Below are 10,302 nucleotides of genomic sequence, written 5' to 3' on the forward strand. Positions count from 1 at the left end.
CCATGTTGCTAAGTTAATGGCATTGAGGGCACCTCCCTGGCCGGGTCCAGGGATGGAATCCCTGGGATTTTGTTTTTTTAATCTTTTGCTTTTGGCGCGCCTTTCACAACAAGCCGACGCGCTTTTTGGGTCGGCGCGGCGCGCCTAATGGAAGCAAGCTGTGCGGATTGGCGCGCATTGTTGCGCCAATCCGCACAGCATCCCCATGGGGGGAGAGTTGGCGAGCCAGCACGAACCTGAATAGTTACCAGTTGAGAAGGAATAGGGCTGTGCCAATCAGCGGTGATAGGGAATGCCCTGAATCAGGGTATAGGCACGATATAATTGTTCCAACAGGAGTACCCGTACCAACAGATGCGGAAAGGTCATTGGTCCCAGAGAGAGAGTTGCCGAGCCCATACGCAACAGATCAGGATGCAGGCCATCTGGACCGCCGATGACAAAGCAGAGATGCTCTCCTGCCTCGCGCCAGCGCTGCATCTGTCCGGCAAACTCCAGCGAGCTCATCATGCGTCCCGTGCTGTCCAAGGGCAATAGCAGAGAGGATTGTGGAATATGTTCGCGCAAACGATTTGCTTCATAAAGCAATCCCTGCTGGCGGTCAGCGGCAGTTGCACCGCTGCGTCTGGCTTCCGCCACCTCGACCAGCGAGACTCCTCCGCCACGTTGCAAACGCTGCTGATAATCCTCCGTCAAGGCACGCAGCGGAGCAGGCATGCCTCGTCCTACCGCCAATATGGTCAGTTTCAAGGCTATTTGCTCTTTACGCTTTTGCTCTGACTGCGTTTTGGTTTGGCGGTTTTGCTCCCTTTCTCTTTTGGCGCGCTGCGTCGTTCACCTTGAGCAGGTTTTGGAGGTTTGGGCGGTTTAATCTTTTTCTTGAGCTTTTCAGGCTTTTCAACGGTTTCCTCTTCCTCACGACGCTGCGGTGGCGGCGGGGTCCAGAGGCGCTCCAGATCATAGAAGGTGCGTGCCTCCTGTTGGAACAGATGCACCACCACATCCCCAGCATCCACCAATACCCAAGTAGCTTCGGGCAAACCGGCAATACTCAATACCCGCATTGCCCGTTCATGAAAAAAGCGATCCGCCTCTTCTGCCAAAGCCGCAACATGGGTTTGCGACGTTCCGGTTGCCAGGAGAAAAAAATCGGTAAAAGCGGCCCGATCACGCAGATCGAGGATTAACAAATCCAACCCCTTTTTTTCATCCAAGCGTGCCTTAAGCTGGCGTACCAGCAGCTCCTGCTCCGTTTTACTCATGCTCACCATATAAATTATGTTGTTTGATATAGGTAATAACCGCCTCTGGTGTCAGATAACGGATACTCTGCTGTCTGCGCAGACGGTGCCGCAGATTTCGGGAACTGATCTCCATTGCGGTTACCGGCAGATGGCAATAGCCGAACCTGCCCAAATGTTGACGCTGCAGCATCTGTGGTGCGGCAACCTGATAGTGCTGCAGGCGCTCCAGCACCTGTTGTTCAGCTTTAGTCACAGCATGTCCTGGTCGTTCCAGCAAACCGATATGTGCCCAGTGCATGATCTCCGGCCAATTTTTCCAGCGATGCACCTCTGCCAGCAGATCACTGCCCATCAAAAAGATCAACTCTCCCAGGGGAAAGCGTTCATTCAAGATGCGCAAGGTATCTACCGTATAAGAGATGCCAGGGCGATTGGCATCCAGTTCGCACAACTCAAAACCGCTTTGTTCTTGAATGGCCAGACGGGTCATGGCTACGCGATGCGCCACATCTGTTGCTCGATTGGTATCTTTCAATGGATGGGCCCCGGACGGTAAAAAAAATACCGCTTCCAAAGCCAACTGTTCCATGGCTTCCAAGGCAGGGCGCAGATGTCCATAATGGGGTGGATCAAAGCTGCCACCCAGGATGCCGATACGGGTGGTCATTGGCGCAACTGACCATTGCCCAGGACGATATATTTTTGAGTGGTCAAACCTTCCAGACCCACCGGTCCGCGCACATGCAGTTTATCGGTAGAGATACCCATCTCTGCACCCAGACCAAATTCAAAACCATCGCTGAAACGGCTGGAGGCATTGACCATGACCGAGGAGGAGTCCACCTCACGCAAAAAGCGCATGGCGTGCTGATGGTTACGGGTGACGATCACATCGGTATGGCGCGAGGAGTGGGTTTCGATATGGTTGATAGCCTCATCCAGGGATGCGACGACCCGAATGGAGAGAATTGCATCCAGATATTCGGTATCCCAATCTTCCGCAACGGCGTCGCGTACTGGAAGGCTGGCTGGGAGTAATGAGCGGGTTTCCGGGCAGACACGCAATTCACAACCCGCCTGCGCCAATTGCTGACAGATCTCTGGGAGAAAGGCCGTGGCTACCGCCCGGTGCACCAGGAGAGTCTCTGTGGCATTGCACACGCCGGTACGCTGCATTTTACCGTTAAGAGTCAAAGCCAAGGCCATAGGCAGATCGGCATCGGCATCGATATAGGTATGACAAATGCCATCCAGATGTTTGATGACCGGAATATGGGATTCCGCGATGATACGGGCAATCAAATCCTTGCCGCCACGGGGAATGATCACATCCACATCTTCATCACAGCGCAACAGCTCACCGACGGCTGCCCGATCCGTGGTATCGATATATTGGATAGCGGTCATCGGTAAACCGGCGGCCTGTAGTCCCTCCATCAAACAGGCGCTGATGGCCCGATTGGAATAGTAGGCTTCGGATCCTCCTCGCAGAATTACGGCATTGCCCGATTTGACGCAGAGAGCGGCAGCATCAGCGGTGACATTGGGGCGCGATTCATAAATGACACCGATCACACCCAAGGGCACACGCATCCGACCGATCTGCAAGCCGTTGGGACGTATTTTCATGGAGGTGATCTCCCCAACCGGATCATCCAATGCGGCCACCTGGCGGACTCCATCGGCCATGGCGGCAATGCGGCTGGGGGTCAGACGGAGACGATCGATCAGTGCCGGGCTCAGACCGGCCTGTTCTGCTGCCTGCAGATCCCGGCTGTTTTGTGCTTGCAAAGAGTCACTCTGGGCCAACAGCCGTTCTGCCATGATCAAGAGGGCCTTGTTTTTCATCGCACCATCGGCCATTGCCAACAGACGTGCTGCCTGTCGCGCTTGTCTGGCCATTGCCGCTACATTCACCTGTTGGGAAGTTTCCATTGTGTTATACCTTTCCAAATATTAGGACAACGCCGCAGTGGTTTCGGCAGCAGATGTCTCCTCCAACAAGACCAGATTGTCGCGATGAATCACCTCTGCATCCCCGGCAAAGCCGAGAATGGATTCAAAGGCAGAGCTGTGCTGACCGCGAATCAACTGCAGATCACTGGCCTGATAATTGACAGATCCTTTGGCGATAGCCTGACCGTGTGGATCCAGGCAGAGTACGGCATCGCCACGAGCAAAGCGACCACGCACCTCGACAACTCCTTTGGCCAGCAAGCTTCCCCCCTTTTGCAGGGCGCGTGCAGCACCGGCATCGACAAGAATCTCTCCCTTACTCCAGCGGGCATTGGCAATCCAGGCTTTGTGGGCGCTGAGTGGGTTGCCATCGGCGAGAAAGAGGGTGCCGACTGGTCTGCTGAAGAGCTCTGTCACCGGATCGGGACGAAAGCCATTGGTCAACACGGTTTGACAGCCGCGCCGGGCTGCCATTTTGGCTGCTTTCAATTTGGTGGCCATCCCTCCCCGACCTACTGCCGAGCCAACGCCACCAGCCAATTTTTCCAGGGCGGGTGTGACCCGTTCCACCAATGGTAACGGTTTGGCCAGAGGGTTGTGTCGCGGATCGGCATCAAAAAAACCATCCACATCCGAGAGCAGAATCAACAAATCGGCGGCTACCAGATCGGCCACGTTGGCCGAAAGGGTATCGTTGTCACCAAACTGGATCTCTTCGACCATTACGGTATCGTTTTCATTGACCACTGGCACCAGCCCGAGCGAAGACAAGGTCCACAGGGTATCACGGGCATTGAGATAGCGACGCCGATTTTCCACATCGGCACGGGTGATCAAGACCTGACCCACGGCTACCCCATGGGCCGCAAAGGCTTGTTCATAGCAACGCATGACCAGGGGTTGTCCTGCCGCTGCGGCGGCCTGTTTTTCGCGCAGCGAGGCGGGAGGACGTTGCAGACCCAACAAGGGAGCTCCGGCTGCCACAGCCCCGGAGGTAACGATGATCACCTGCTTTCCTGCTTGGCGCAGACGCATAACTTCGTTGGCGCGTGCATTGACCCAACTCTGGCGCAACCCCTCCCCACCGGCAGTCAGCAGATTGGAGCCAATTTTAATGACCACCCGCTTTGCTGCACGCACCTGTTGCCAGCCATACTCCATGGGGCTGTTGCCATTATTTGACCCAGATGCACTCAACGCCATCTTCCTCGTCCTCCTCGCTCTCCTCCTCAGCCCAGGTTTCGCCTGCATTGCGGCCTGCGCGTGTGGGGGCATCGGCGAGAGCCAACGCTGCCTGTTTTTGTTCTGCTCGCAAGCGGCGCACCTCTTCTGCCACTGGATACAACCACTCTTGCACCCCTGCACCGGTGACTGCCGACAGCGTATGGCACCAATTTTTGCATGTTTTTCCTGCTTTTTGCCACTCTTTACGTCTCTGCATCATGGCTTTGCGCAGGCGTTTAAGAATTTTTTGTTGCTCCTCTTCTGGCAAGAGATCGGCTTTGCTCAGGAGGATCCAGCGTGGCTTGTTGGCTAAAATGGTAGAATAGGAGGCCAACTCATTTTCTATGGTATGGAGGTTGCTGACTGGATCGCTGCCATCCAGGGGCAAAGCCTCGACCAGATGGACCAACAGGGCGCAGCGTTCTACATGGCGCAAAAAGGTATGACCCAAACCATGGCCAGTGCTGGCACCGGCCACCAATCCAGGAATATCGGCAACCACAAAGCTGGAGGCTTCTGCCACCCGTACCACACCCAGGTTGGGAATCAAGGTGGTGAAGGGATAGTCAGCAATTTTGGGTCTGGCCGCAGAAATCACAGAAAGAAGGGTTGATTTTCCGGCGTTGGGCAAACCGATGAGGCCGACATCGGCCAGCAGTTTCAGCTCCAGACGCAGCCACAACTCTTGGCCTGATTCACCTGGCTGGCTGTAATGCGGAGAGCGATTGGTAGAGCTTTTGAAATGGACATTGCCCAGGCCGCCACGACCGCCGGCAGCCAGGATGGCTTGTTGTCCTGCCTGGATAAAATCGCAGAGGATAGTGCCATCGGCATCATTACGCACGACGGTACCGACGGGCACCGGTACCAGCAAGTCGGGTGCAGAACGACCAGTACGGCACTGTTTCATGCCGTTGGTTCCGCGTTTGGCTTGGAAATGTTGCTGATAACGGAAATCGATCAAGGTATTGAGGTGAGGATCGGCCACAAAGACGACATTGCCGCCGTGACCGCCATCCCCACCATCAGGACCACCCATGGGCACAAACTTTTCTCGGCGAAAAGTTGCCGCACCACTACCACCATCGCCTGAGCGGATAAAAATCTTGGCGTCATCCAAAAAGCGCATGGTAGCCGAACCGCGTCCGAAGCGAACTGCAAGGGGGTGAAAAGGGTACTGTTATCTGCTTAGACAGCGCCTGAATCGGCTGTCTCCTGTCCGACAGGCTGCACATTGACATATTTGCGGTTATTGCGTTGGGAAAAAACCACATGTCCACCCACCAGGGCAAACAGGGTATGATCCTTGCCCATGCCCACGCCGTCACCGGGATAGACTTGCGTTCCCCGCTGCCGGACGATGATATTGCCGGGAATAGCCAGCTCACCGCCAAACAGTTTGACACCCAAGCGCCGACCAGCGGAATCGCGTCCGTTGCGGGTACTTCCCGCTGCTTTTTTATGAGCCATTTGTCAACTCCCCCTGCTCTCAGGCTGCAGAACCTTCAATGTGAATACCGGTGATTTTCAGTTCGGTCAGATTCTGCCGGTGACCTTGTCGGCGGCGATAATTTTTGCGCCGCTGTTTTTTGAAAACCAAGATTTTTTTGTCGCGCATTTGCCGAACGATGATGCCATCGACTCGTGAACCGGCCACGGCGCTACCCACTTTCACCCCCTCTTCGCCGTCCACCAGCAGTACATCTTGCAAGGCGACTGCATCGCCCTGCTCACCGGGCAGAGTTTCGACGCGAATGAGATCGTTTACCGCCACTTTATATTGTTTTCCGCCTGTGCGGACTACCGCATACATCGTATTTGTCCTCCAATAAGACCAAAAAAACGGCCAAACCGCACCACTTGCTTTACCACCCAGGCCCGAGACTGGAGAGCTCAGTTGTGGGAAATCGTCTATTCTCACCAAAGCGACCGGCAAGTCAAGTAAAATCACGCAACAGGGTTAAAGTTTCGCACAATGGCAAACCGGCGACCCCGGAGCAGGAGCCTTCCATGCGTGCCACCAGGGCGGCCCCCGCCCCTTGAATGCCATAGGAACCGGCTTTGTCGAGAGGTTCTCCTGTCGCCACATAGGCGGCAATCTCTTGTGCGGACATTTGTTTGATCCAGACGCGGCTTTGTACCGTTTGTTGACGCAAACGTTGGCTGGAGGGTTGATAGAGAGCGATGGCGGTCAACACTTGGTGTTCCTGTCCGGCCAGTTGTTGCAACATCTGTGTGGCATGCTCGGCATCATCCGGTTTGCCCAACAGCTCGCCATTGAGCACGACGATGGTATCGGCGGCCAATATCAAATCATCATCTGGCATGGCCACAGCCTTGGCTTTGCTGATGGCCATGCGTTGCACATAATCGTAGAGATTTTCTTCTGGGAGTCGGCTTTCATCCAGGTGCGCTGGGCGTACCTCTGGTTCGATACCCACCTGACGCAAAAGTGATAAACGGCGTGGGGAGGCTGAGGCGAGGCAGATCTGGCGCGCTTCCGGGGTTTTGTGGAGAGAAGAAATTGATTTCATGATTTATTTTCCTTGATAGAACCGCTCAATACATTTTTTTTGGGCAGCGGTGAAAAAAATTCCCTGCCCTTACTGTTCAAGAAGACTTGACGCTTCCCAGGCAAGCTCCTTAATGTTCGTCGCAACCTTTGCCAATTTTCAAGGGTGCGTGTCATGCGCCCATTCGGGAACCGGACCGTGTCATCTGCTCATACTTCTGAAATTACTACTGATGCTGTTGCATCGGCGCCCTCTTTGGATACCGTTTCGGTTCTCAAGCAACTGCACGCTTTGATTGGCAGTGATTTGGCAGAGACCAACCGGATCATTGTCGAGCAACTGGATGCTCAGGTTGAGTTGATTCCCACTTTGGGATCGCATCTGATCAACAGTGGAGGCAAGCGTTTGCGTCCGATATTGACTCTGTTGACGGCGCACATGTTTGGCTACCAGGGCAGTGGCCATGCTTTGTTGGCGGCGGTGGTTGAATTTATCCACACGGCTACTTTGCTGCATGATGATGTTGTAGACAAATCGGAGCGTCGTCGTGGCACCTTGACTGCCAATGCCATATGGGGCAGCAAGGCACCGGTATTGGTGGGTGACTTTTTATTTTCGCGTTCGTTCCAGATGTTGGTAGCTAATGGTGATTTGCAAGTTTTGCGCATCATGGCTGATGCTTGTGCGGTGATCTCCGAGGGGGAGGTGATGCAGTTGGTGGTGAGCAATGATTTGGCCACCACGGAAGCGCAATATTTGGAGGTGGTATCGCGCAAGACGGCAACTTTGTTTGCGGCAGCGGCACGTTTGGGAGCAGTGGTGTGCGGACGTTCTGCTGAGGAAGAGAGATTATTGGGCAACTATGGTGAATATCTGGGCCGCGCTTTCCAGGTGATTGATGATGCACTGGATTATGCCTCTTCTAACGAAAAGCTGGGCAAATCGATTGGTGATGATTTTCTGGAGGGCAAGATCACCCTGCCGGTGATTCATGCCTTCATGCACGCGACGGAGGAGGAGCGGCAATTTTGGTCACGTTGTTTGGAGCAGAAAGAGTATGATGAGGATTCCTTGCAGCGGGCGATTGCTTTGATTCGGGAGCGCGGATCCTTGGACTATACGCTGGCTGTGGCACGTCGTCTGGCAGAGCAGGCCAAGGAGCAGTTGCTCCATTTTCCTCCCTCGGAAGCACGGGAGGCTTTGCTGTTGTTGGCAGATTTTTCTGTCAGTCGCAGTTTTTAGTGCTTTTGGATAATTTTTTTGCAAAATCTCTGGCGTTTTTTCGGTTAATCAGTATAATGGCAAATTTTCCGCTAGCGGGGTGTGGCTCAGCCTGGTAGAGCACTGCGTTCGGGACGCAGGGGTCGCTGGTTCGAATCCAGTCACCCCGACCAAAAAATCAAGAAGTTACGGCCACTCCCGAGGTGGCCGTTTTTGTTTCAGCAATCAAATAGCAATCATTTGGGAAAGATTCGCCCTTTCTGGTGCAGTGCATCGCCGACCAGGATTGATGCCCTTTCCCACCATCACAAGCCGACAATATGACGCGCCCCTCGGTTGCCCTCTGGCTGGTAGGAAGTAAATGCCGACCAGGATTGATTGCTCTTGCCTCCTTCTTCTTGTGCAGTGCCTGTGCTCATACTTTACCAACCGATCAACTATAATGCTTCATGCTGGCTCTCAGTGCGATTCTCAGGCTCGTTCTCATAGTGATCTGCAGGGTAGTGGCTTGAATGGCTGTAATGCGCTCTCGGTGCGTTCTGTTGGGGAGAAAATGGAAAACCCCCGGTTTACTTCGAGGGTTATGTCATGTCATCGTCGACAATGATCAATACTACTTGCTAATTATTGCTGTTGAGTGGATTTCACTGAATAATTCCTGCTTTGATGGGCTTCCATTTCCTGGCCATCTCCTGAGCTTGGGTAAGTTGAGTATGTGTCATTCGTCCGGCGGCATCGTCACGAAACTTGATAGCATATTCATCCCCTTTCGACGCAACAATATCATACCATATATAGGCTTGAAAGTAATCTATTGGAACACCTCGACCATTTGCGTATATGAAGCCAAGAGCTCTCTGTGCATGGTCGTCCCCCTGTTCAGCCGCTAAGCGATACCACTTCACAGCCTCATTGCCGTCCCGCAAAACGCCTTCGCCTCTTTCGTACATTTTGCCAAGGCTACACTGTGCATTGCAATCACCCTGTACCGCTTTGTGGAATATTAAGTCAAAGTGGTCCCAGGATAAGCATTCATCGGATGCAGAAGTATTCCTCGGAGCAAGAGCAAGAGCCAGTAGATTCCTAATGCCAAGCAGTAGTTTCTTGCATAAATAGTATGGGATGATGACTGGAAGGAAAACCACCCAAACTACAAACATAAAAATCCCGATTACCAATGAAATATTTTGCAGAAGAATCACCCCCAGCACGATTCCTAACGCAATTTCTATAATGAGCATTTCCTGTTCCCCTGTCTGTTAGATTGCTCCCTCGGCCATCCGCAGGCCAGTGTATCCTCCCTGTCATACGAAAGGCCAGCAATGATCAGTATACGCCTCTCAGCCAGGGTTTGCCTTGTGGAAATGGCTTTTACGGGTATTTATAACGCCTTGCAGATCTAAATAAAAGCACAGGCATGCAAGTTGGTGCCAGATCAATAGCCAAACGGGCAACTATAACACCCTAGCAGCGCTCACAGGAACGCACCTGGCTCGTTTCTTTTTTTTGCCAGGGTACACAGTAAACGCGCTCTCAGTGCGTTCTGTGCGTCGTAAATGCCCCCCAAGATTGCTCAAGGGGGTCCGGTTGCGGATCTGTCCGACCAGAGGTTAGCCGCTGGATTGCCTTTGTTCTTTTTGCGCCACTGCCAAAATATAGGAAATTTTCTTTGCGAGCAATGCCTGGTCATGCTCAACAGGTGCAGGTGCCGCCGGTTGCGCCGTCGGTGCCGATGGTCGATATGCCGGAACCCTTGCCCGGAGCATGGCCAGCAGCAGAGAATCCGAAAATCTCCGCACGTGCCCGACCAGTTGGCCACCCTGATAAACTGGCTGGTCAACGCCATGCACCCCCCGCCGGAACGCTTCGGATTCGATGGCATCACCGAACGCCTCAAGAGCGTCAGCCCACGCATGGGCAAATTCACTGTCTGCAGATTTTGAAGTGTACAGAACAACTCGGCTCAATCCAGCCTCTACCGCCGCTTTCGTGACGCAGCCAAGCCTTGCCAGTGCCCGCAAAAAGATTTGCCGCCGTCGTGCAGGAATGGCGGAAAGCCGTTTTTTCGTAAGGTTTTGTGTGGTCGCCATTGTCGCACCTCTGCTAATATTCCAACGAATTCAATGCTGTGCCATCAGTCTGAA

At 53.6% G+C, this 10,302-nt stretch carries 12 protein-coding genes and 1 tRNA gene; 2 read left to right on the top strand and 11 right to left on the bottom strand.

The features are described from left to right. Window positions 1–276: 276 nt before the first annotated feature. From rlmH to EJP87_RS10195, 9 genes are all read right to left on the bottom strand, one after another. The gene (rlmH, locus tag EJP87_RS10155; RefSeq protein WP_130471760.1) at window positions 277–750 is read right to left on the bottom strand and encodes a 23S rRNA (pseudouridine(1915)-N(3))-methyltransferase RlmH; all 474 of its coding nucleotides are present in this window, start codon (window positions 748–750) and stop codon (window positions 277–279) included. Between the two features lie 2 nt (window positions 751–752). After that, the gene (rsfS, locus tag EJP87_RS10160) at window positions 753–1,262 is read right to left on the bottom strand and encodes a ribosome silencing factor (protein ID WP_193771284.1); all 510 of its coding nucleotides are present in this window, start codon (window positions 1,260–1,262) and stop codon (window positions 753–755) included. Then, the gene (nadD, locus tag EJP87_RS10165) at window positions 1,255–1,911 is read right to left on the bottom strand and encodes a nicotinate-nucleotide adenylyltransferase (protein ID WP_130471762.1); all 657 of its coding nucleotides are present in this window, start codon (window positions 1,909–1,911) and stop codon (window positions 1,255–1,257) included. Before nadD ends, rsfS begins: the two co-directional genes overlap by 8 nt. Continuing rightward, window positions 1,908–3,179: a glutamate-5-semialdehyde dehydrogenase gene (locus EJP87_RS10170; RefSeq protein ID WP_130471763.1), complete on the bottom strand. Its 1,272-nt coding sequence runs from the start codon at window positions 3,177–3,179 to the stop codon at window positions 1,908–1,910. The genes nadD and EJP87_RS10170 overlap by 4 nt, the downstream gene beginning before the upstream one ends. A 21-nt stretch (window positions 3,180–3,200) precedes the next feature. Next, window positions 3,201–4,403 carry a glutamate 5-kinase gene (proB, locus tag EJP87_RS10175; protein ID WP_227657567.1) on the bottom strand — a complete coding sequence of 401 codons (1,203 nt, stop codon included), beginning with the start codon at window positions 4,401–4,403 and terminating at the stop codon, window positions 3,201–3,203. Further along, window positions 4,375–5,553 (bottom strand): GTPase ObgE, encoded by a 1,179-nt coding sequence (gene obgE / locus EJP87_RS10180; protein WP_130471764.1) that lies wholly within the window; start codon window positions 5,551–5,553, stop codon window positions 4,375–4,377. Before obgE ends, proB begins: the two co-directional genes overlap by 29 nt. A gap of 59 nt (window positions 5,554–5,612) precedes the next feature. After that, window positions 5,613–5,894 carry a 50S ribosomal protein L27 gene (gene rpmA / locus EJP87_RS10185; protein ID WP_130471765.1) on the bottom strand — a complete coding sequence of 94 codons (282 nt, stop codon included), beginning with the start codon at window positions 5,892–5,894 and terminating at the stop codon, window positions 5,613–5,615. Window positions 5,895–5,913: 19 nt separating this feature from the next. After that, window positions 5,914–6,237 carry a 50S ribosomal protein L21 gene (rplU, locus tag EJP87_RS10190; RefSeq protein ID WP_130471766.1) on the bottom strand — a complete coding sequence of 108 codons (324 nt, stop codon included), beginning with the start codon at window positions 6,235–6,237 and terminating at the stop codon, window positions 5,914–5,916. A 124-nt stretch (window positions 6,238–6,361) separates the two neighbouring features. Further along, on the bottom strand, window positions 6,362–6,958 hold the full coding sequence (locus EJP87_RS10195; protein WP_130471767.1) for a Maf family protein: 597 nt from the start codon (window positions 6,956–6,958) through the stop codon (window positions 6,362–6,364). 177 nt (window positions 6,959–7,135) lie between these two features. Between EJP87_RS10195 and EJP87_RS10200 the strand changes: the two genes are divergently transcribed. Beyond that, on the top strand, window positions 7,136–8,179 hold the full coding sequence (locus EJP87_RS10200; RefSeq protein ID WP_227657568.1) for a polyprenyl synthetase family protein: 1,044 nt from the start codon (window positions 7,136–7,138) through the stop codon (window positions 8,177–8,179). Between the two features lie 75 nt (window positions 8,180–8,254). Further along, window positions 8,255–8,331, top strand: a tRNA-Pro gene (locus EJP87_RS10205). Window positions 8,332–8,802: 471 nt separating this feature from the next. On the opposite strand, the gene EJP87_RS10210 is transcribed toward EJP87_RS10205, so the two are convergent. Further along, window positions 8,803–9,399: a tetratricopeptide repeat protein gene (locus EJP87_RS10210; RefSeq protein WP_130471769.1), complete on the bottom strand. Its 597-nt coding sequence runs from the start codon at window positions 9,397–9,399 to the stop codon at window positions 8,803–8,805. Between the two features lie 369 nt (window positions 9,400–9,768). Next, window positions 9,769–10,248 (bottom strand): hypothetical protein, encoded by a 480-nt coding sequence (locus EJP87_RS10215; RefSeq protein WP_130471770.1) that lies wholly within the window; start codon window positions 10,246–10,248, stop codon window positions 9,769–9,771. Window positions 10,249–10,302 lie beyond the last annotated feature (54 nt).

Origin of the sequence: Candidatus Magnetaquicoccus inordinatus (genome assembly GCF_004217665.1) — a bacterium.
GTDB classification, from domain to species: domain Bacteria; phylum Pseudomonadota; class Magnetococcia; order Magnetococcales; family Magnetaquicoccaceae; genus Magnetaquicoccus; species Magnetaquicoccus inordinatus.

Excerpts from the sequence above, each read along its gene's own strand:
- rsfS (WP_193771284.1), bottom strand. The coding sequence starts at position 1,262 with ATGAGTAAAACGGAGCAGGAGCTGCTGGTACGCCAGCTTAAGGCACGC.
- nadD (WP_130471762.1), bottom strand. The coding sequence starts at position 1,911 with ATGACCACCCGTATCGGCATCCTGGGTGGCAGCTTTGATCCACCCCAT.
- EJP87_RS10170 (WP_130471763.1), bottom strand. The coding sequence starts at position 3,179 with ATGGAAACTTCCCAACAGGTGAATGTAGCGGCAATGGCCAGACAAGCG.
- proB (WP_227657567.1), bottom strand. The coding sequence starts at position 4,403 with ATGGCGTTGAGTGCATCTGGGTCAAATAATGGCAACAGCCCCATGGAG.
- obgE (WP_130471764.1), bottom strand. The coding sequence starts at position 5,553 with ATGCGCTTTTTGGATGACGCCAAGATTTTTATCCGCTCAGGCGATGGT.
- rpmA (WP_130471765.1), bottom strand. The coding sequence starts at position 5,894 with ATGGCTCATAAAAAAGCAGCGGGAAGTACCCGCAACGGACGCGATTCC.
- rplU (WP_130471766.1), bottom strand. The coding sequence starts at position 6,237 with ATGTATGCGGTAGTCCGCACAGGCGGAAAACAATATAAAGTGGCGGTA.
- EJP87_RS10195 (WP_130471767.1), bottom strand. The coding sequence starts at position 6,958 with ATGAAATCAATTTCTTCTCTCCACAAAACCCCGGAAGCGCGCCAGATC.
- EJP87_RS10210 (WP_130471769.1), bottom strand. The coding sequence starts at position 9,399 with ATGCTCATTATAGAAATTGCGTTAGGAATCGTGCTGGGGGTGATTCTT.
- EJP87_RS10215 (WP_130471770.1), bottom strand. The coding sequence starts at position 10,248 with ATGGCGACCACACAAAACCTTACGAAAAAACGGCTTTCCGCCATTCCT.